This window comes from Propionimicrobium sp. PCR01-08-3 (assembly GCF_030286045.1).
GTDB lineage: Bacteria > Actinomycetota > Actinomycetes > Propionibacteriales > Propionibacteriaceae > Brooklawnia.
The window spans coordinates 756,558-778,070 of the sequence record NZ_CP127390.1 but is presented as its reverse complement, the minus strand read 5'-3'; the positions used below and the strand labels follow the sequence as shown (position 1 = coordinate 778,070).

Sequence of the window (21,513 nt, the reverse complement as noted above, 5' to 3'; positions counted from 1 at the left end):
AAGCCTCGGCCTTCGCCGTCTGAGGAGCTCGATAACCGAGCTCCGCGGCCACTTCGTGAATGTGAGCGGCAGTCCTTGCGCTCACCCGCCCTGGCCGCGAAAAGGCTCGCGAAACCGTAGACGGACTTACCCCCGCGGCGGCTGCGACATCATAGATCGTCACAGCCCTGTCAGTTGAGCCCGGATTCTCCACGACTGCCACTGTAACCGACCGGTGCGCTACGTGCAGGAATGCTCGCCGATGATAATAATGTTGGATTAGGGTTTGTTCAGCTCGACACAGCAAGGAGAGGCAACATATGTCAGAGAAAGCCAATATCGGCGTCGTCGGTATGGCGGTGATGGGCTCAAACCTCGCCCGTAATCTCGCCCACAAGGGCTTCACCGTCGCGATCTTTAACCGCACCTACGCCAAGACTCAGCATGTGTTAGCTGAGCACGGCAACGAAGGTAACTTCATCGGATCGGAGTCGATCGCAGATTTCGTTGCCTCGATCGAACACCCACGCTCCATCATCGTCATGGTGAAGGCAGGAGACGCCACCGACGCCACCATCGAAGAATTGCTTCCCTACCTGGAACCCGGCGACATCATTCTGGACGCCGGCAACGCCAACTTCCGGGACACAATCCGCCGCGAAAAAGAAATCTCCGCCAAGGGGTTCCACTTCGTCGGCACCGGCGTGTCGGGCGGCGAATACGGCGCGCTGACCGGCCCCTCCATCATGCCCGGGGGCACCCCCGAGAGCTACCAGATCGTCGGCCCGATGCTGGAAGCCATCTCGGCCCACGTGGGCGACGAACCCTGCTGCACCTGGATCGGCCCGAACGGCGCCGGCCACTTCGTCAAGATGATTCACAACGGCATCGAATACTCCGACATGCAGGTGATCGGCGAGGCCTATGAGCTGCTGAAGGCCGCCGGCATCGGCAACGACGAGGCCGCCGAGGTCTTCAAGAGTTGGAACACCGGTGAGCTGTCAAGCTACCTGATCGAGATCACCGCCGACGTGCTCGCCCAGAAGGATCCGCAGACCGGTGCCGCGCTGGTTGACGTGATCAAGGACCGCGCCGGCATGAAGGGCACCGGCACCTGGACGGTGCAGACCGCCCTTGAATTGGGCGTGCCGGTCAACGGCATCGCCGAGTCGGTCTTCGCCCGCGCCGAGTCGAGCCATGACGACCTGCGCGCCGCCGCTCAACAGACTCTGCAGGGCCCCGACCGGACGCTGCAGGTTCCCGATAAGGCTGCTTTCGTCGAGGACGTCCGCCAGGCGCTGTGGGCGTCCAAGGTCGTCGCCTACTCGCAGGGCTTCGACGAGATCCGTACCGGTGGCATGGAGTTCGGCTGGAACATCAATGTCGCCGATTGCGCGAAGATCTGGCGCGACGGCTGCATCATCCGCGCCAAGCTGCTGGAGAACATCCGCCAGGAATACTCGGCCAATCTCGAGCTGGTCTCGCTGATGTGTGCGCCGTCGATCGCCCCGCAGCTCGCCCAGTACAACGACGCCTGGCGCCGGGTCGTCTCGGCCGCCGTGCAGTCGGGTGTGTCGGCGCCAGTGTTCTCGAGCTCGCTGGCCTACTACGACATGGCTCGCGCGCCGCGCAACAACGCGGCCCTCACCCAGGGCCTGCGCGACTACTTCGGTTCGCACACCTATGAGCGTGTCGATCAGCCCGGGCACTGGCACCTGGATTGGTCGGGCGACCGCTCCGAGGAGAAGACCTCGGACGACTGAGTCCGCGTCAGCTTGATCAACCGGCCGGTTTCCTTCGGGAAGCCGGCCGGTTCGGTTTCATCGGGCCCTACTCGGTTATCAGCATCTTCTCGAGAGCAGCGCGCCCGGCCTCGGGCAGCGGGCGCTTGCGTCCATCACCGTCGGAGCAGACGGTGACCGTACGGGCCTTGGCATGGACGATGCCGGTCTCGGGATCGACGATCTCGGTGGCCAGCACCATCGACGTGGTGCCCAGCCGGACCGGTGCGGTCAGCACGTGATAAGGCTCCAGCCGAAACGTCGTCTGCACCAGATAGTCGATGTCCTGCCGCGCGATCAGCCAGCGCACCGCCTGCTCGTTGCCCATCGCGACCCGGGCCATCGACCAGTCGGCATGGGTGGTCATGTCGACGCGTCCGGCCAGCACGTAGTCGAGGTATCGCACGTTGTTGACGTGCTGGTAGCGGTCCGGATCGGACCAGCGCAGCCGGATCGGCGTGACCCAGCCGCGTCCGTTCAGCTCGGGTGAGGCGACCTCGGGCAAGGCCTGCGTTGCCTCGTCGAGCCAGGACGCGAAGAACCCGCGCTCTCGGCGAGTCATCCGCCGGGGAACCATCCGCTCGAAATCGTAGGCGCACAGCGTGCTGCGCGCCTCGACGCACAATCGGTCCGCCTGCAACAACCGGTAGGCGATCACGACCCTGGCCGCCCCGAGTTCGGCCACCCACAACTGGGCGGTCAGCGGGTCATCGCTGTAATAGATGGAACCGTGATAGGCGATCTTGTGGTCGACCACCACGACGCCGTCGTCGATCATCTCGCACGCCTCGCCGGACAGCATGAACTCTGCCCTGGCCTGCTGCAGATAGTCGGCCACCATGACGTTGTTGACGTGGCCCTGGGCGTCCAGGTCGGTCCAACGCAACTGTACCTCGGTTATGAACACGTCATCACTCATGTACGCAACCGTGCCCGTAGTCCGTCATCCGTCAGCCTTCCCGTGGTGACCGGCCGGTGAGCCGGGGTGATCCTCGTTTCGGTACGCGTCCCCTACAGACGCATTCGTTATCGCAGCATCCCAAACCGCGGGCTGGTGCGCCCGGGCCGCCGCGCGGAGTCCGGCCTCTATCCCGACACCACCAGATCGCTTCTGGGCGCGTCATCGTCATACATGGCTTCGATCTGATCGGCGTAGGTGTCATTCACCGCGTCGCGACGCACCTTCAGACTCGGCGTGAGCGTACCGTCGGCCATGCTCAACTCGGCGGGCAGGATCGTGTACCGCTTGATCTGCTCCCAACGCTCGAGTTTGGCATTGGTCTTGCGGACGAACCTGTCGATCGACTGGTGGATTCCCGGCTCTTGGGTCAGTTCCTCGTACGACAGATTCTCCTTGCCGCGGCGGGCGGCCCATTTACGAAGCTGTGGCTCGTCCAAGGTGATGAGCGCCGTGACGTACTTGCGGTCCTGGCCGATCGCGACCACCTGGCTGACGTAGGGAATGGTCGCCATGACCGCGTTCTCGACCTTTTGCGGGGCCACATACTTGCCGTTCGAGCTCTTGAAAAGGTCCCTCTTGCGGTCGGTGATGGTCAGGTAGCCGTCGGAATCCAGCTTGCCGACGTCGCCGGTACCGAACCAGCCATCCTTGAATGCCTCGGCGCTTTCCTCGTCCAGCCGATGGTAGCCACGTGCGACCGTCGGGCCCGAAACCAGCACTTCGCCATCGTCGGCGATCTTGACCTGGAGCCCCGGGATGACCGGGCCGACCGTGCCGAATCTCGGACGATCGGGCAGGTTCAAGAAGGTGATCGCAGCGGTTTCGGTTGCGCCATAGCCTTCGACGATGGTGATGCCCGCGCTAAAGAACCACTCCTGCACCTGACGGGACAGCTTTGCCGAGCCCGAGATCATGAAGCGCATCCGCCCACCGAGTTTCTGCTTCAGCTTGCTGAAGACCAGCTTCTCGGCGACCGCGTATTGCATCTTCAGTATTCCGGGCAGTGGACGATCGGCCAGCCGGTAGGGGCGCGACTCGCGTCCGACCCGGAATGCCCAGCGAGAGATACGCCCCTTCAGGCCCTTTTGCGGATACATGGTCATGACGGTCGCGCGGACCTTTTCGAAGATGCGCGGCACCCCGACCAGGATCGTCGGGTGGGTCGAGGCGAGGCCGTCGACGATGTGATCCACGCGTCCATCGACGATGGCCCGGAAGCCGATCTGCAACTGCACCGACAACAGGTCGCGGCCGAAGACGTGGCTGAGGGGCAGCCATAGGTACAGCACATCATCGGGGAAGACGAAATCGTAGTACTTCATCGCCGCACCCTCATAAGCCCAGCTACGGTGCAGCAACTCGACACCTTTGGGGTCGCCGGTGGTGCCCGAGGTGTAGATCAGCGTCGACAGCGAATCGGGGCCGAGCGTGGCGATGGCCTCATCCACGCAGTCCGGATGCTCGGCGAGATAGCCCGCACCGCGCTCCAGCAGCTCGTCCCAGGTGATGACGCGTTCGTCGACGGCAGCATCGGCGGGCCGGTCGTCGTCGATCAGGACGATGGAACTGAGCTGGGTGCCCAATTGGGACGCCTGCTGGACCTTGCTAAGTTGCGCGTTGTTCTCCAGCACCATCATCACCGAATCCGAATCGGTGACGATGTGAGCCATCTCGTCGACATTGGTGTTGGGATAGACGGTGGTGGTCGCTGCGGCGGCGCAGGCGATGCCCAGATCGGCCTCGATCCATTCGATGCGAGTCGAGCAGGCGATGGCCACCCGCTGCTCATATTTCAGACCGAGCGAAATGAAACCCGCGGCAGCACGGTCCGCGATCTGGCGAGTCTGCGTCCAGGTCAGATCACGCCAGCCGTCGCCATCGGGAATGGTGAAAGCCACCTTGGCGGGATCGTCCGCGACCCGGTTGCGGAACATGGTCGGGTAGTCGGAGGCACATTGCGTGAGAATCGTTTCGGCGACCTGCTGTGCGTTGGCGTTCATTGCGCTCCCTCTAACCCGCTGCCTGATTCTGGACCACTGCCACTCCCAACAGCGATATCCGCGTCGTCAGGTTTCTCACCCGCTGCCTGAGCAGCGGAAACGATGTGCTGACGCTCGATCCTAGCTTGCAAGCGCCCTTCCATGCTCTGGCGAGAGGCTCCAAGATGCCGATCCCAAGTCTGTGCGATGCCTCTCAATGAGTCGGTGGCCGGCCCGCGAAGCAGCCCTTGGATGCCCACCCGGTAACCGACGGTCCGGGGTGACCTGAACCGGTCCGTCCGATGCGACATGAGCGGCCCTGCGCGCCGAATACCCCGACCATTCATCATTCAACTGCCCCACTAGGATGTTGGCCATGTCCGAGCACGTGGCCCGCTGGTTATCGCCGTCCCAGCAGACGATCTGGCGCAACTGGTTGAATGCGTCGGCTTGGATCAACGAGCAACTCAATGCAGACTTGCGACCGCATAATCTCGATCTGAATGAATACGAGGTGCTCGTCGTGCTATCCGAATCTCCGGGACGCTCCATCCGCATGTCGCAGCTTGCCGATGGCGCAAATCAGTCCAGGTCCAGGTTGACGCACACCGTCAACCGGATGGAATGCGAGGGGCTGATCACCCGTGAGACGGCTGCCGATGACCGTCGCGGGGTGATCGCGAAACTGACCGACAAGGGTCTCGAGAAGCTGCAGGTCGCTGCCGTCGATCATGTGGAGTCGGTGCGCCGCGTGCTCATCGACCCGGTCGCAGAAGAGGACTGGGAGGGCCTCGGCCGCGCCATGCAGGCTGTGCTCGACGCGGCCGGGGACGAACGGTGAGCGCCGGCACCGCCATCCTCGACAAGGTCGCCGAGCTTCGGGCCAAGCTGTCCGACGATTCCTGTTTGGATCAATCGACCCTTGCCAGAGCGTTGTATTCGACGGACGCATCGCTTTACCGGATGGTTCCCGAGATCGTGGCGACCCCCCGCAGCCGCGACGAACTGATCGAGCTGGTGCGCGCCGCGTTGGCGGTGGGCCTTCCTATCACCGGACGAGGCGCCGGCACCTCCTGCGCGGGCAACGCCGTCGGGCCCGGTTTGGTGATCGATACCTCCCGTCACCTCAACCACGTTTTGTCACTGGACGCCGAGGCCGGCACGGCCGTCGTGGAACCGGGTGTGGTGCAGTCGGCGCTGCAAGCCCGCGCCAATCCGGAGGGCTGGCGTTTCGGCCCCGATCCGTCGACCTCAAATCGCTGCACCATCGGCGGCATGATCGGCAACAATGCCTGCGGACCACGTGCTCTGGGGTACGGACGAAGCTCCGACAACATCATCGAGCTCGAGGTCATTACCGGCACCGGTGAGTTGCTGACCCTGCGAAGTGGCGCGGAGGGCGATCTGCTCGGCAAGCTGCGCGGGGTGGTGCTGGACAATCTGGGCACCATCCGCACCGAGTTCGGCACCTTCTCCAGGCAGGTATCCGGATACAGCATGGAGCACCTGCTGCCCGAGAAGGACTTCGATGTGGCGAGTTTCTTCGCCGGCACCGAGGGCACCTTGGGCATCATCACCAAGGCGACCGTCCGGCTGGTGCGCGACGCCCCGCTGAAGACGACGGTGGCGCTCGGGTATCCGACGATGGCCGATGGCGCGGACGCGATGGAGCGCATCCTGCCGTACCGGCCGACCGCCTGCGAAGGGATGGACCGCAGACTGTCGAACGTGGTGGCCGAGCGAATCGGCCCGCAGGCGGTACCACCGCTGCCCGAAGGGGATGCCTGGCTGTTCATCGAGTTGGTCGGTGACGATGCGGACGAGCTCGCCGGGCGCGCCCAGAAAGTAGTGGATGTCTCCGGTGCGACCGAGGGCTGGGTAGTACCCGACGCCCACGAAGCCGCCAGACTGTGGACGATCCGTACCGACGCCGCCGGGCTCGCCGCGGTCGCTCTCGATAAACCGGCGCACGCCGGCTGGGAGGATTCAGCGGTTCCGGCGCCGAAACTGGGCGCCTATCTGCGCGACTTCGAGGCCCTGCTCTCCCGCTTCGGATTGCACGGGCTGCCGTACGGGCATTTCGGCGAAGGCTGCGTGCACTGCCGGATCGATTTTCCGCTGGACGCCGAGAACGGCATCCAGGTGCTGCACGATTTCATGTTCGCCGCCGGTGAGTTGGTGGCCCGCTACGGCGGGTCGATGTCAGGCGAACACGGCGACGGCAGAGCGCGAAGCGAGCTGCTGCCGTTGATGTATTCGGGCGACGCGCTGAAGCTGTTCGGGCAGGTCAAGCAGATCTTTGACCCCAAGAATCTGCTCAACCCGGGCGTGCTGGTCGACCCAGAGCCGTTGAACGCGAACGTCAGGATCGCCGGGCTCCGGCGTTCTCCGCTGGCGATGAAGGATCCGGCGTTCACCCTTGCCGTGCATCAGTGCACCGGTGTCGGCAAGTGCCGCGCGAACACCACCATCACCGGCGGTGTGATGTGCCCGAGCTTCCAGGCGACCGGGGACGAGAAAGACACCACCCGCGGACGCTCCCGCGTGCTGCAGGAGATGCTGAACGGCGAGCTGATCACCGGGGGATGGGCATCCCCCGAGGTGGCCGAGGCCCTGGAGCTGTGCCTGGCGTGCAAGGGCTGCCGCAGGGATTGTCCGACCGGTATCGACATGGCCGCCTATAAGTCCCGGGTGCTGTTTGAGAAGCACAAACACAGGCTGCGTCCACTGTCGCACTATGCACTCGGCTGGCTGCCGCGCTGGGGCAGATTGGCCACCAAATTGCGGCTGGGTGCGGTTGCGAACTTCGTGCTGCAGACTCCTGGTCTGAGCGCCATCGTGAAGGCGGTCGCAGGTGTCGATCAGCGGCGTCCGATGCCCCGGTTCCGTACCGGTGCGGCGGCCAGTCACCTGAACTATGAGTCTGACGGAACCCCAGCGGCCCAGGTGCCCAAGCCTGGTTCCGATGACCATCAGAATAAAACGCACGATAGCGCCAGCAAGACGGGCGAAGCCGCGCCCGGACGTGGCATTGATGAGTCATCGAACGCTCCGGGCCAGGATCGAGACGGCACCTCGGAGCACGCCAGATCAGATTCCACCACCAGCGCCCGCGCACACGATCAGGTAGGGAGCACAAAAACCCCGGCGGGATCACGCGGCCCGATCGCTATCTGGGTCGACTCCTTCACCGATGCATTTGCCGGAGGTCAATTGGCGGCCCTGGTGAATCTGCTGGTGAGTATCGGTTTCGTACCGAGAGTCATCTCGCAGGACGCCTGTTGTGGGCTGACCTGGATCACCACCGGCCAGCTGGACGGGACCCGCAAACAGTTGAATCATGCGCTCGACGTGTTGGCCCCGATCGCCGAGCAGGGCGTCCCGATCGTGGGTATGGAGCCGAGCTGCATGGCGGTATGGCGTTCGGATGCTCCCGAGTTGCTGCCGGACGATTCCCGGGTGCCGGTGGTCGCCTCGGCAATTCGCACCTTGGCCGAGGTCTTGGGTTCGTTGGACGACTGGCAGCCACCGAGTTTGGCGGGTCACGTCGTCGTGGCTCAGCCACACTGTCACCATGCGTCCGTGCTCGGTTGGGACGCCGATGCGGCCTTGTTGATGCGCACCGGCGCGACCGTGACGACCCTGGGCGGCTGTTGCGGGCTGGCCGGCAACTTCGGTGTCGAGCGCGGTCACTACGAGGTTTCGGTCAAGGTGGCCGAGCACGACCTGCTGCCGGCGATCCGCCAGGCAGGCCCGGACGCGATCGTGCTGGCCGACGGATTCAGCTGCCGCAAACAGGTCGCCGACCTGGTCGACGGACGCCAAGCCGTCACCCTGGCCGAGCTGCTCGTCGCGCACCTGTAGCCCGTCCGGATCGTCCGGCTTCGGATCGGCGGTCTGCCGTGCAATCAGGGCCCACGCCCGCCAAACGCTCTGCAATATCGCTCGCCGTCCGCCCCCAATGCTCGCCGTCCTACACGACGCTCGCCCAAAGGGAGTTCGCTCGCGTTGCAACAGCAGCAAACTCCTCTTGATTAGGCTATATGTACGACGGCGAGCGTTTAGACACTTAGGCGAGCGTCCATGAAATAAGGCGAGCGTCATCGGAGTAAACGGCCGACAGATCAGACGAGCCGAAATGGACGAGTGAGCACCGCTCGTCCGATCAGAAGATGACGCCCTTGGTCACCATGATGCAGCCGTAGGGACGTGCTTCGCTGGTCGCGAGCACTGCGAAGCAGCTGGCGGCCTGCTGGTAGAAGTCGAAACGCGGCAGACGCTGCACGCCGACCGTGCGTCCTTCAGCGGCGTTGACGGCGGCGAACGCCTGCTGCTGAACCTCCGGGATGGCCTCCGGATCGTCCACATTGTTCATACCGGCCACCGGCTGCTCAACGAAATTGTCGACGGGAAACACGCTGAGCACCACGTCCAGCGCCTCGGTGAGATTCAGCGCGTCCAGACGCACCACTCGCTGCGCTGTGGAGACCACCGGATAGTTGCGATCGACGATCGCCAGCCGGTCGCCGTGCCCCATCTGAGCGAGCACGTACAACAGTTCCGGACTCATCCGGGGATCAATATTCTTGAGCATGACACCTCCACTTTGAGTCGGACGCCGCCGCGTCCGATCGGCTACTACGCCGACCCAACAATAACGAGCGCATCCCGTCTGGGCCCAAATCCCGCAGTTCGGGCCGATGTGCCCATCGCCGACCCAGCCGCATCCGGTTAGCAGCGCCGACAGTGCAAAAGCTTCCCCGATCTCGAGCTGAAGCTCGCTGCACCCGCGGGACGGGTCGATTCGGGTCACCAATCGCGGAAGGATTTGCACGGGCAACCGTGAATCTACGAGTCTTCGGACTTCTAGGACAAGGCCGTCGACCTCACGTTTCATGCGCGACAATGGTCGGGAGCCAACGTGCGATCCGGAACGACTGCGCGGGCCGAGACATACAGGAGGCAGGTCAATGAAAGCACTGGTGCTGACCGAATACAACAAGTTCGAGTACCTTGATGTGCCGACTCCGGTCCCGGGCGAGGGCGAGGTACTGATCAAAGTGAAAGCCTGCGCCGTTTGCGGCTCCGACGTGCACGGCATGGATGGATCATCGGGACGCAGGCAGCCACCGGACATCATGGGCCACGAGGCCTCCGGTCAGATCGAGGCCCTGGGCCCGGGAGTCGAGGGGTGGTCGGTCGGGGACCGGGTCACTTTTGACTCGACGGTCTACTGCAATCGATGCGATGCCTGCAGGGCAGGCAACGTGAATCTGTGCACTAACCGGCAGGTGCTCGGGGTCTCCTGCGACGACTACCGCAGAGACGGCGCCTTCGCCGACTACCTGGTGGTACCTGCCTATATCTGTTACAAGTTGCCCGATACCGTCAGCTATTTGCAGGCGGCGATGGTAGAGCCGTTGGCAATCGCTTATCACGCCGCAACCCGGACCCCCATCACATCTGGGATGAGCGCCGTCATCGTCGGAGTCGGAACCATCGGTCTACTCACTCTGCAGGTCGCCAAGGCCATGGGAGCCGGACCCATCATTGCGGTCGACATCGACGAGGCCAAGCTCGCCACCGCGCTGGACAATGGGGCCGACGTCGCCGTGAACTCAGCCGAACCGGATGCGCTGGATCGGATTCTCGCCGCGACCGACGGTACCCAGGGTGCCGACATCGCGCTCGATGCAACCGGTATCGACGCGACTACGCACCTGTGCTTGAAATCAGTAAAGCTGAACGGATCGGTCGTGCTGATCGGAAACATCGTCCAGCAGATCAACTTCCCTCTGCAATGGGTGGTGACTCGCCAACTCAGCCTTTTCGGCACGTGCGCATCGGCAGGAGAATACGACGAATGCCTCAAGCTGATCGCAGACCGCGAGGTGGACGTCGAGGCCCTGATCTCGAAGGTGGTTCCGTTAACGGACGGTCATGAGTGGATCACCCGGGTCTACAACCGGGAACCCGGCCTCAACAAGATCGTGCTGCTGCCGGAGGGATAGGCCAAACCCGCATGACAACAAGGGCATGAAAAGACCGATTGCGGCGGTTCTGCGCAAGCCCATGAAGGACCTGTCTCAATGAGGCTCATTATCCTTTTACTGCCCCTGCCGTCAGACCTGAGACAACATACTTCTGGAAGAACAATGCTATAACCATAATCGGCAGCGTTACGACACTTGCTGCCGCCATAAGCCCTCCCCAATCAATGCTGGCATAACCGATGAAGTCGAAGATTGCGACAGGCAGAGTCTTGGTACTGGCTCCTGAAAGCACTAATGCGAACATGAAGTTATTCCAGCTGAAGATGAACGACAAAATCGATGCGGTCGCTATTCCTGACATACTCATTGGCAACGTCACATGCCACATTGCTCCGATCGGTGTCAGGCCATCCACTTGAGCGGCTTCTTCGAGTTCAAGAGGCATGCCGTCAAAAAAGCCGATCATGATGTACAGAATCAAAGGTAACGAAACGAACATGTGCGAAAGAATCAGGACGCCATAGCCGCCGACCAATCGTAGATTGCTGAACAGGTAGTACCAGGGCACCAACAACGAAACGGCCGGTATGACGCGAGCCATCAGCACGACAACTGCCTGGCGTTTCATGGCGAAGCGGCTCATGGAATAGGCCGCGGGCACGCCCAGCACCAAAGAGATTGCGGTTGATACGGCAGCGACGACGAAACTGTTTCCCATGAATCTGCCGAAATTCGCCTGCTGGAATACTTTCTGATAGTTCTCGATGGTCGGGCTGAACGCGAACGTAGCGGTAGGGTCATAAATCTGAACGTTTGTCTTGAATGAGCTCATCACCATCCATGCCAGCGGAGTGAGCATGATGAGCAGCAGCAGCACAATGGCTATTCCCCGAAACACCCGATATCTGCGTGTAAGCCGCATCATCGCTCCTTGTTACGAGAAGTCAGCGCAAGCATCGCGGCGATGATGAGTGCAAAGAAGAGTATCAACACCGTCGATGCCAGACCGTATTCGTTATAGTCAAAACTTAGTCCGTAGGCATAGACATTCAGCGTTTCAACCTCGTTGAATGATCCTCCGCCTCGCCCCTTAGTGGCGTAAAGAATGTCGAACGTCTTGAGCGCATCAATTCCGCGCAGCAATACGGCTACTACGACGCTCGGCCACACCATCGGTAAGGTCACCGACCAGAATCGTTGCCAGGCATTAGCGCCATCGATCGATGCCGCCTCGTCAATGTCGTCAGATAGCGATGTGAGGCCGGCCAACAAGATCAGCGCGACCATCGGCGTCCACTGCCAGACATCAATGAGCATCGTGGTCGCAAGCGCCGTCTTTTCACCTGCAAGCCACGGGAACGGGCCTAGACCGACCAAGCCCAACAGATAATTCGCTGGGCCTATATTTGGGTCAAATATCAGTCTCCACATCATGCCGACCGCTACCGGTGTCGCGACCAACGGCAACAGAATGGCCACGCGGATAATGCCTTGTCCACGGAATGAACGGCGAAGCAGCAACGCGATACACATGCCGAGAACCATCTGGGCGATCAGCACTCCGCTTGTGAAAACGATAGTTCGTCCGACTGCTGGCCAGAATCGCGCGGTGTCCGTGAGCACCTCAATGTAATTATCGAGACCGATGATCTCCTTCGGCGCGCGTACCGATCCCTCAGCATCGGTCAAACTTAAATAGATCGTCCACACGAGAGGGAAAACCAGCATCGCTATTGTAAAAATCATGGCGGGCGACGCAAATAGCCATTTTCTATATCGATTCGCCCAATAGGAGAACCTGCTTTGCCTCGGACGACTCCTCAGAGCCTCCTCAGCGGCCACGCCAGACACCGAACTATTCATTTCAGTAGACATATGTTGCCTTAGCAAGTAAAAGGAAAAGCGAAACAGAAACGTACGAATCTTGATCTCGCGTGTTACACGACTTTGTAGATGGTGTGGCCGGTAGGTGGCTTGACGCTGCGCCTACCGGCCAGAAACTACTCCTCGCCGTCCAAGAAGCCTTGATAGTCGGACTGAGCGGTCGCTATCGCTGACTCGATGTCCTTTCCCGTGATCGCATCGACGATTGGCTGGCCAACGACCTCACGAGCCTTTGCCACTTGAACGACCAACGGCCGGTCATGCCCAATGCCCGCCTCGGCACCTGCCTGAGCAGCGGCTACCAGATCAGCCGGATAGTCCTTGGTTGCCTCCGGATTATTCCAAACCGAGGTCCTCGCACTTGGGACACCCGCCTGTTGATTGAGCAGCGTCTGATCCTTACTTGTCGCCCATTCGATGAATTTCCAAGCATTATCAATATTCGACGATCCCTCGTTAACTCCCAAGGCCCATGCCGGAATGTTGTATGGCTTTGATCCGGCCGGCCCCGCAGGGAATGCCGAGAATCCAACAGTATCGGAAACCTGAGAGTTCGCTGGATCCGTAGCATTCTTATACAGAGAATTGGCTTCCACATAGAAGGCCGCTTGGCCCTGGGTGAAAACAGCCATTGCCTCGGGCCAGCTCATATCAGTGCTGACGTTCGCCGGGCCATAATCGCGGATCAAACCTCCGTACATCTCATATGCGTCTTGCGCGGCTTGGGTGTCCAAAGTGGCGTTACCGCTGCCGTCGTCAAAATCGCCACCGTAGCTGAACAAGAAGCTGGAAAACTGCGTGACGGCCGCGGTGCGTCCGGTGCGCGCGACAAAACCGGCGACATCCGGATTGTCTTCGTGAATCTGGGCCGCCATCTCTTGCAGTTCATCCAAAGTCTGCGGCGGAGCGTCGTACCCCGAACTTTCCAACAGATCAGTGCGATAGTAGAGCACTTCTGTCTCGGTGATAATAGGGACACCTACGACTTTCCCTTCATAGGTAGTGGCCGTGACAGGACCCTCTTGATAGTCCTCCCACTCCCAATCTGAATTGCTGGTGACTTTGTCAGACAGGTCGGCCATCCATCCGTTGTGGGCAAACATCTTGCCCTCCTGGAGCGGCCGGTACATCATTACGTCGATGTCCTCAGAGCCTGCATTGAGTTTGACGTTGTACTGGTCCGATAACTGGTCTTCACCAAGCTGAGTTAGGTCCACCTCGATACCGGTTTGAGCGGTGAAATCATCGAATTGTGCCTTGATGTTCTCGGTCCAGACGTGGTTGGCGAGTGTCACATGGACGACATCACTCGATTCCTCAGATGCTTCACCACCGCATCCCGACATTGCAAGCGGCACAGCCATCGCGAATGCGATGCCCATTGCAGGTAGGCGTTTCACTGATTCTCCTTTGAAAGACTCAACATTGAGTTTTGTCCGTGGACAGTGCTACTGATCAGCAACTGCCTTTAGAATAAGTCAGACGTAAGGCAATGGGAAGGCCCACACAGAAAAGGTGGCCAAGTCGTGACCTCATCGAGCAGATATCGCATCCGCACCGATCAGCCTGCGGCTACGCCATCGGGAGGCCTTCTGCAACGAGAAGTGGTTGAACGACTTGGCAGAGAGATCGTTACCAGCCGGTACTCGAGTGGCACGGTGCTTCGCATGGACGAGCTCGCGGGCGACTTCGGTGTGTCACGATCAGTTATCCGTGAAGCAATCAGTGTCTTGGCAGGCAGCGGCCTCGTCCAGTCGCGCAAGCACCGCGGAACCGTGGTGCAAGAGCGCAAGATGTGGAACGCGCTCGCGCCTGACGTTATCTCCTGGCATCTCGACGACCCAGCACAACGCGATGCCCAATTCCGCGCCTTGGTTGAATTACGCACGGCAATCGAGCCGCCCGCCGCCTATTTAGCCGCGCTGCACATCGAGCCTGACCAGGCAAAGCAGTTAATTCAGCTTGCGACTGTCATGGTCAACGCAGGTGAAGCGGGCAGGATCGACACGTTCGTCGACGCGGACCTGGTCTTTCACTCATTGGTGCTCCAAGGTTCCGGGAATCCGCTGTTTGCCAGTCTTGAACAGATTCTGAACGAGATACTTGCAGGGAAATACCGACTCGGCCTCATGCCGATCGTCCCTGACCCTGTCGCCAGTCGTCGGCACCTTGAACTTGCCGAGGCAATAGCCTCACATGACGCAGACAGTGCAGGAAAGGCATGCCGATTTATCGTTCAACAGTCAGCTGACGAGCTGGAACAAGGTCAAGCCCATGGCTGAAATCGGTCCCCAGACCGGACGCGTTCGCGGGGCCCGGAGCGCCCTGTCCTCCACCGTCCCTCCTCGCGAAGTCTTCGATCTCCTCAATACGACCGTGTGGCCCGACCGGTAGTACTCAGCTAACCTGTCGGACCACACGTTGACTTTGAGCCCCACCTATTCAGACGCGCATCAGGCGGCGATGCTTGCTGGCATGTGGACGCGAAGCTTCTTCGCCGAGCCGCTCGACCTTGTTCTTCTCGTAATCGGCGAAGTTTCCCTCGAACCAGAACCAGCGCGGCATGCCCTCGTCGTCGTCGCCTTCCCAGGCGAGAATGTGGGTCGCGACCCGGTCGAGGAACCAGCGATCGTGGGAGATCACCACGGCACAGCCGGGGAACTCGAGTAGCGCGTCCTCGAGGCTCTGCAGAGTTTCGACGTCCAGGTCGTTGGTGGGCTCATCGAGCAGCAGCAGGTTGCCGCCCTGCTTCAGCGTCAACGCCAGATTCAGTCGGTTGCGCTCGCCACCGGACAGCACACCTGACGGCTTCTGCTGGTCAGGGCCCTTGAAGCCGAAGGACGCCACGTAGGCGCGGCTCGGCATCTCGAAGTTGCCGACCTTGATGTAGTCGAGTCCGTCGGAGACGACCTCCCAGACATTCTTGTCGGGATCGAGGCCTGAGCGTCCCTGATCGACGTAGCTGAGCGAAACCGTGTCGCCAAGCTTCAAGGTGCCCGAATCAGGCTCTTCCTCGCCAACGATCATCTTGAACAGCGTCGACTTGCCGACACCGTTGGGCCCGATGACACCGACGATGCCGGCGCGCGGCAAATCGAAGGTCAAGCCATTGATCAACACGCGGTCGTCGAAGCCCTTGTGCAGGTCGTTCACCTCGAGCACGACGGTGCCCAAACGCGGTCCCGGCGGGATGTTGATCTCGGCCGGATCGATCTTGCGGTTGCGCTCGGCCTCGGCTGCCAGCTCTTCGTAACGGGCCAATCGGGCCTTGTTCTTGGCCTGACGGGCCTTCGGCGAGGAGCGCACCCAGTCGAGCTCTCGCTCCAAGATCTTGGCGCGCTTGGCGTCCTTCTGGCCCTCGATCGTCAAGCGCTTGCGCTTGGTCTCGAGATACGCCGAATAGTTGCCCTCGTAGCCGTAGAGGCGCCCACGGTCAACCTCACAGATCCATCCGACCACGTTGTCCAGGAAGTACCGGTCGTGGGTGACACATAGCACAGCGCCCGGATAGGTCTTGAGATGGCCCTCCAGCCAGTTCACCGATTCGGCATCCAGGTGGTTGGTCGGCTCATCCAAAAGCAGCAGGTCGGGTTGCTCCAAGAGCAGCTTGCACAGCGCCACTCGGCGGCGTTCGCCACCCGACAATATGTCAACGACGGTGTCCGGCGGCGGGCAGCCGAGTGCGTCCATCGCCTGTTCGAGCTGGGAGTCGATATCCCAGGCGTTGCGGGTATCAAGCTCGGTCTGCAGCTCCCCCATCTCGGCCAACAAGGCGTCGAAGTCGGCGTCCGGGTCTGCCATCGCCTCGGAGACCTCGTTGAAGCGTGTCAGCATGCCCTTAACCTCGGCGACGCCCTCCTCAATGTTCTCCAGAACGGTCTTACCGGCCGTCAGCGGCGGTTCCTGCTGAAGGATGCCGACCGTGGCGCCCTTGGCCAGCTGGGCTTCCCCGTTATTGATGGGCTCCAGACCTGCCATCACTTTGAGCAGCGTCGACTTACCGGCGCCATTCGGGCCGACGACACCGATCTTGGCGTCCGGATAAAACGACAGGGTGACATCGTCCAAGATCAGCTTCTCGCCGATCGTCTTGCGGACGTTGTGCATGGTGTAGATGAACTCGGCCATACGGCGCGTGCTTCCTTCGTTCGCAACGTGACCGCCGGGCTTCGCCGGACGATCTGGGCTTGTGGGGCACCCGGCGCATCGCGCCTGCAACCCTTGGCCGGTCTCGGAACGGAAAGCAAGCTCTCTGTTCTCCCGACCTCCTTGGGGTGGTGCCCGTCCATTATGCCCCACCAACTCGAAGGAACGAACCATCGTGCCACTGCCTGCAACCGCTGCCGGTCCCGACACCCGCCAAGGCGCAGGCGCGGTTGGCGAAACGAGGTCTCGCCACCTTTGCCAGCCTGCGTTTTGTTGTCGTGTCCCGGCTCCGAAGCAATGACCGCCTGTCACCCGAGGCTCCGCATCATGAACGGTACGATCCCGTGCGGACCAAGGCTCCCACGCGCCTCAGCACCTCGCCTGGTTCTTGCATGCCACCCAGCGTTGTTTCATGCCGGTACAGCTACGGGCTCGCGCTCGTGGTCTGCAATCCTGTCGTCTCCGTCAGCGTTCTGATCGCCGGCTTGCGCCGCATCGTCCGGCTGCCGAGCGAACGCGACCCTGGTGAAGGCACTGGTGCCGCGGCCCAGATCATGCCCGATCGCGCTGGCCTCGACAACCAACTTCTCGTGCCTGGCACCTTCCGACTCCCAGACTCTCGTGCGCAATTTGCCGAAGACAATGACCGGGTCACCCTTGGACAATGAATCCCGGACATTGTCGGCCAGCCGGTTCGTGCATTCCACGTTCATCCAGGTGGTGTAGCCGTCGATCCAGGTGTCACCACGACGTAGCCGTGGCGTGCATGCCATCCGGAAGCTTGCTCTACTGAAGTTTTCGGTCGCCTTGTAATCGACCTCGGTGCCAAGATTCCCGGTGATCGTGATTGATACGTCCATGATGAAGTCCTCTCTCTTCTTGGGCCCCAATGATTGGTAAATGAGCACCAGATCGTTCAAGAAACTTCGCGTCTGTGGACAATTCGACGCCCCGAGTTGGTCCCGGAGATGCTCCCGCACAGCTGTCGCCGGTCAGCGGTCGCGTCCTTTGGGAAATCTCCAGGCGATGAGTGCCAGCGACACGGCGACGATACCCACACACCATGTCACCGCTTGTCCGATCGGAATAGTCCCGCCCATCAGCAGCCCGCGAATCGCTTCCACCAAAGGGTTGATCGGCTGATATCGCGCGACCGGCTGCAGCCAACTCGGCATCGTCGAGATCGGCACAAAGGCACTGGACAGATAAGGCAAGAAGAGCAGGATGAACCCGTAGCCGTTGGCAGCCTCCGGGCTGGTACTCACCAACCCGATGAAGGCAAACAGCATGGTGATCGCCAGGATCCACGCCGTCACCAGCCCCAGTGCTGCCAGCCATTCCCCGAAGCCCGCACCCGGCCGGAAACCGATCGCCACGGCGACACCGACGACGATCGCCGTGGCCAGCAAATTACGCAGCACGCTGGCCACCACATGACCGAACAGCACGGTTGCCGACCGGATCGGCATCGTCCGAAACCTGCGCATAGCGCCGAGGGTGATGTCACGATTCACCGAGACCGCCACCGACGAGGCTCCGTAGGCTGCGCATAGCAAGATCACGCCCGGGACGACGAAATCAATGTAGCCGTCTCCCCCGATCGCGCCGCCGAAGATCAAGGTGAACAGCAGCATGAGCATCACAGGCAGGGCCACGGCCATGAGCAGGCCCTCCCCGTCGCGCAGGCTGTGCCGCAGACTGCGCGAGATGAACACCGCGCTCGATCGCGCCACCCCTGTGCCGGGCTGTAAGCGGGTCGAGGGGGCTGTCAGTGATGTTGCCGAGGTCATGCCGCCACCTCACGATCGCCGGCAGTGAGCGCGACGAAAGCATCATCCAGTGATGGCTGCCGCAGATTGATATGTAACTGACGTTCCTCATCTCCGAGAGCAGCGACGGCCGCGCCGACCGACGCTGCCGACCCGTCGGTCTCGATACTGCGCACCTGGCGCCCCTCGGCGTCCGACAGCACCAGCCGTTGTCCTCCGACCAACGCGGCTAGTTCGGACGCGGTACCGTCGGCCACCAGCCGCCCTCGTCTCAGCACGACGATCCGGTCGGCGAGCGCCTCCGCCTCATCGAGCATCTGCGTGGTGAGCAACACCGTGGTGCCCCCTGCGGCCAGCGCGCGAACGTCATTCCACACCAGTCGGCGGCTCGTCGGATCCAGCCCGGTCGTGGGTTCGTCGAGGAAGAGCACAGTGGGACGCGACACCAGAGACGCAGCCAAGTCGAGGCGGCGCCGCATCCCGCCCGAATAGGTGCTGACTACCCGCGACGCGGCATCCATCAACCCGAACCGGTCGATCAGCTCATCGGCACGACCGCCCGCCGACCGCCCCAGTCCGAGCAGGCGCCCCAGCATCACCAGGTTCTCGCGTCCGGTGAGCATGTCGTCGAGAGTGGTCTGCTGACCCGTCACAGCGATGCGACGCCGGACCTCAACGGCATCCCGGACGACATCCGCGCCACAGATCCGTGCCGTGCCGGCATCGGGTCGGATGAGCGTGGTCAGGATCGAGATCAGCGTCGTCTTGCCTGCCCCGTTGGCACCCAGCAGGGCCACCACCCCCTTACGGACGGTCAGATCGAGACCGGTCAGCACGGGTTCTCGATAGGCCTTCGTGAGGCCCACGACCTCTATCGCGTCCGTCATGATCGAATCCTTTCGTATATATTGCATACAGTATGCATTACACACTGTATGCATTCAACACAGTATGGATCGCATACAGTGGGATCGATCGTTGATGTCGCAACGGAGAGGGTGCAGATGGAATCGGAGCAGCACGTGCCACGCCTGCTGACCCTGGCTTGGGGTGTGGCGGTCGCGCCTCAACGTGGGCCCAAGCGAGAACTCACTCATGAGCGGATCGTCGAGGCCGCCATGGACATCGCCGACGCCGAAGGCCTGCAGGCCGTGACGATGCAACGGGTCGCCAAGAGTTTCGGCTTCACCACGATGGCGATGTACCGCTATGTCGCGTCGAAGGACGACCTCTACCGGTTGATGGCCGATGCCGTCACCGCCGACCAGCAATGGGCACTCGATGACAATGACTGGAAAGCCGGTCTGACCGAATGGGTCAGGCAACTCGACGAGGCCTATCGACGCCACCCCTGGGTGCTCGACATTCCCGTCTCGCAGGAGTCGATGCTGATGCCCGGGAACATCCGGGTGGCCGACGCCGGCATGCGGGCGATGCGATCGCTGAAGGCGACACCATCGGAGAAGACCGCCATCATCATGACATCGTCTGCCCTGGTCAGAGGCCTTGCGGCGGTGCTGCGGGGGATGAACTCCGAACAGGATCAGATCAACGAGTCCACCAAGGAACTGATCTGCTCCATGGTGGTCGACGCCCACCTGATCGATATCGAACCGCTCCTGCGCGACGGCGTCTACTTCGCCGAGCCACCCCGTGAGCCGGCCGGCACAGAACAGCCTGATGACACGCAGATCGCCTGGCAACTCGTGGCCGAAGGAATCGAGCACAGCTTCGGCACCCGGGAGGCCGAGCCGCCCCGGACACCTCCCGATCGAACCCCCGATCAGATCGTGGGCGATGCCGAGGCCGAGCTCCAAAGGGCCGTTGCGCTGCGCAAGGCGGCCCAGCGGCGCGTCGGGCAGCTCGAGAAGGCCGAGGCTCGGGCCCGCGCCGCACGCGACAAGGCGAAGACGGCCGCCAAGGAGGCCGCCAAAAGCGCTGGGGCCTGATCGTCATAGACCCGCGGATGCAGCCTCTCGCGGCCCGCCAGGAAGTCGTTCGTCCAGGCACCGGACTAGCGTCCAGGCTCGGGTGCAGAATCCGCCCTCGGACGCAGCCTTCTATGACTACGCTCGGGGCAGGAAGTCGTTCGTCCAGGCGCCGGGGATGTCGTCCACGCTTGCGCTGCAGAAGCCGCCGTCGATCATCCACTTCGTGTACGAATACAGCAGCGGCTCGCTGATCTCGCCCCAGCGACCGTTCGGACCATGCCACGTCGAGCTCATGTACTTCAGCGAGGCAGAAAGTGCTTCGGGTTCTACATTGCACATGGTGGGGGCCATGATCTGAAGAGACTCGTCCTGGTGATCGCGGGCGAAGTCGTAGCCGCGCGAGGTTGCGGAGACGAAGTCACGAACCAGCTCGGGCTGCTCGTCCAGCAGCTGTTGGCGCACACACAAGAAGTATGCGTGGTGCGGGGTGACACCCACCTCGTCGAAGCTCAGCTGCACCAACTCGTCGTAGGGAGCAGACCCCTGGTACGACTCCCAGCCCAACACGTTGAACACGGCGTCGTAGCGTCCACGCTCGACGGCGCGGATATCCGGTTCGTACGGGCTCGGATCTTGCACGTTTACCTTGTCGTAGTCGGCACCCTCGACTGTCATCGCCTCGCGAACCATCTCGGTCAGCCTGGGCGCCGGCGGAATGGACACCGTCTTTCCTTCGAGGTCGGCGAAGCTGCGGATACCCGATGACTTCACGGTGATCACCCCACCCAACTGATTCTGGTTGAAGGTGGCCACCGCCACGAACGGATTGGATGACTGCCGGGTCTCCAGCAGCTCCCCCAGCCGCACCGAGGCAAACTGGAACTCGCCCCTGTTCGCCAAGGCGACCGGGGTCCCACGATCCCAGCCGTCCCAGACGATGTCGACATCGAGCCCCTTGTCGGCATACCAGCCCTTCTTGCGGGCGATGAACATGCCTGCATGGTTGGGCCACGGGTTCACATACTCCAGGCGCATCCGGGTCAATTTCATGATCTCTCCTTGTTTCGAGTGATTTCCTGCGCCGATGCGG

General features: G+C 61.8%; 17 protein-coding genes and 1 pseudogene. 6 read left to right on the top strand and 12 right to left on the bottom strand.

All coding sequences use genetic code 11. From position 1 onward, the window contains the following. Nucleotides 1-40: 40 nt before the first annotated feature. Nucleotides 41-163, bottom strand: a pseudogene (locus QQ658_RS15505) (LacI family DNA-binding transcriptional regulator); the annotation flags it as partial. 136 nt (nt 164-299) lie between these two features. On the opposite strand from QQ658_RS15505, the gene gnd reads away from it, so the two are divergent. Further along, entirely contained in the window at nt 300-1,742 is a 1,443-nt protein-coding gene (gene gnd, locus QQ658_RS03685; RefSeq protein ID WP_286026321.1) for an NADP-dependent phosphogluconate dehydrogenase, read from the top strand. Between the two features lie 67 nt (nt 1,743-1,809). Here the strand turns inward: gnd and QQ658_RS03680 are convergent, their stop codons facing one another. Both QQ658_RS03680 and QQ658_RS03675 read right to left on the bottom strand, forming a co-directional pair. Beyond that, nucleotides 1,810-2,679 (bottom strand): acyl-CoA thioesterase, encoded by an 870-nt coding sequence (locus QQ658_RS03680; RefSeq protein ID WP_286026320.1) that lies wholly within the window; start codon nt 2,677-2,679, stop codon nt 1,810-1,812. A gap of 167 nt (nt 2,680-2,846) precedes the next feature. Beyond that, complete coding sequence (locus QQ658_RS03675; RefSeq protein WP_286026319.1) at nt 2,847-4,721, bottom strand: AMP-dependent synthetase/ligase; 1,875 nt, start codon at nt 4,719-4,721, stop codon at nt 2,847-2,849. Between the two features lie 355 nt (nt 4,722-5,076). Between QQ658_RS03675 and QQ658_RS03670 the strand changes: the two genes are divergently transcribed. Together QQ658_RS03670 and QQ658_RS03665 are read left to right on the top strand one after the other, a co-directional pair. Next, nucleotides 5,077-5,541, top strand: a complete 465-nt coding sequence (locus QQ658_RS03670) for a MarR family winged helix-turn-helix transcriptional regulator (protein WP_286026318.1) — start codon at nt 5,077-5,079, stop codon at nt 5,539-5,541. Further along, nucleotides 5,538-8,564 carry an FAD-binding and (Fe-S)-binding domain-containing protein gene (locus QQ658_RS03665; RefSeq protein WP_286026317.1) on the top strand — a complete coding sequence of 1,009 codons (3,027 nt, stop codon included), beginning with the start codon at nt 5,538-5,540 and terminating at the stop codon, nt 8,562-8,564. Before QQ658_RS03670 ends, QQ658_RS03665 begins: the two co-directional genes overlap by 4 nt. Before the next feature lie 301 nt (nt 8,565-8,865). Here the strand turns inward: QQ658_RS03665 and QQ658_RS03660 are convergent, their stop codons facing one another. After that, on the bottom strand, nt 8,866-9,294 hold the full coding sequence (locus tag QQ658_RS03660; protein ID WP_286026316.1) for an RbsD/FucU family protein: 429 nt from the start codon (nt 9,292-9,294) through the stop codon (nt 8,866-8,868). A 376-nt stretch (nt 9,295-9,670) separates the two neighbouring features. Between QQ658_RS03660 and QQ658_RS03655 the strand changes: the two genes are divergently transcribed. Then, the gene (locus tag QQ658_RS03655; RefSeq protein ID WP_286026315.1) at nt 9,671-10,711 is read left to right on the top strand and encodes a zinc-dependent alcohol dehydrogenase; all 1,041 of its coding nucleotides are present in this window, start codon (nt 9,671-9,673) and stop codon (nt 10,709-10,711) included. A gap of 88 nt (nt 10,712-10,799) precedes the next feature. Here the strand turns inward: QQ658_RS03655 and QQ658_RS03650 are convergent, their stop codons facing one another. From QQ658_RS03650 to QQ658_RS03640, 3 genes are all read right to left on the bottom strand, one after another. Beyond that, a complete protein-coding gene (locus tag QQ658_RS03650) occupies nt 10,800-11,618 on the bottom strand; it encodes a carbohydrate ABC transporter permease (protein WP_286026314.1) in 819 nt (272 codons plus the stop codon). Further along, nucleotides 11,615-12,439: a carbohydrate ABC transporter permease gene (locus tag QQ658_RS03645; protein ID WP_286026313.1), complete on the bottom strand. Its 825-nt coding sequence runs from the start codon at nt 12,437-12,439 to the stop codon at nt 11,615-11,617. The genes QQ658_RS03650 and QQ658_RS03645 overlap by 4 nt, the downstream gene beginning before the upstream one ends. Before the next feature lie 254 nt (nt 12,440-12,693). Further along, nucleotides 12,694-13,977 carry an ABC transporter substrate-binding protein gene (locus QQ658_RS03640; protein ID WP_286026312.1) on the bottom strand — a complete coding sequence of 428 codons (1,284 nt, stop codon included), beginning with the start codon at nt 13,975-13,977 and terminating at the stop codon, nt 12,694-12,696. Nucleotides 13,978-14,103: 126 nt separating this feature from the next. Between QQ658_RS03640 and QQ658_RS03635 the strand changes: the two genes are divergently transcribed. Further along, a complete protein-coding gene (locus QQ658_RS03635) occupies nt 14,104-14,859 on the top strand; it encodes a FadR/GntR family transcriptional regulator (RefSeq protein WP_353057941.1) in 756 nt (251 codons plus the stop codon). A gap of 160 nt (nt 14,860-15,019) precedes the next feature. On the opposite strand, the gene ettA is transcribed toward QQ658_RS03635, so the two are convergent. The 4 genes from ettA to QQ658_RS03615 form a co-directional block, all read right to left on the bottom strand. Beyond that, nucleotides 15,020-16,705, bottom strand: a complete 1,686-nt coding sequence (ettA, locus tag QQ658_RS03630; protein WP_286026311.1) for an energy-dependent translational throttle protein EttA — start codon at nt 16,703-16,705, stop codon at nt 15,020-15,022. Nucleotides 16,706-17,133: 428 nt separating this feature from the next. Next, nucleotides 17,134-17,583, bottom strand: a complete 450-nt coding sequence (locus QQ658_RS03625) for a single-stranded DNA-binding protein (protein WP_286026310.1) — start codon at nt 17,581-17,583, stop codon at nt 17,134-17,136. Between the two features lie 132 nt (nt 17,584-17,715). Further along, entirely contained in the window at nt 17,716-18,513 is a 798-nt protein-coding gene (locus QQ658_RS03620) for an ABC transporter permease (RefSeq protein ID WP_286026309.1), read from the bottom strand. Further along, entirely contained in the window at nt 18,510-19,379 is an 870-nt protein-coding gene (locus QQ658_RS03615) for an ABC transporter ATP-binding protein (protein ID WP_286026308.1), read from the bottom strand. Before QQ658_RS03615 ends, QQ658_RS03620 begins: the two co-directional genes overlap by 4 nt. Before the next feature lie 117 nt (nt 19,380-19,496). On the opposite strand from QQ658_RS03615, the gene QQ658_RS03610 reads away from it, so the two are divergent. After that, entirely contained in the window at nt 19,497-20,441 is a 945-nt protein-coding gene (locus QQ658_RS03610) for a TetR/AcrR family transcriptional regulator (protein ID WP_286026307.1), read from the top strand. Between the two features lie 117 nt (nt 20,442-20,558). On the opposite strand, the gene QQ658_RS03605 is transcribed toward QQ658_RS03610, so the two are convergent. Next, nucleotides 20,559-21,473, bottom strand: a complete 915-nt coding sequence (locus QQ658_RS03605) for an ABC transporter substrate-binding protein (RefSeq protein ID WP_286026306.1) — start codon at nt 21,471-21,473, stop codon at nt 20,559-20,561. Nucleotides 21,474-21,513: the final 40 nt, after the last annotated feature.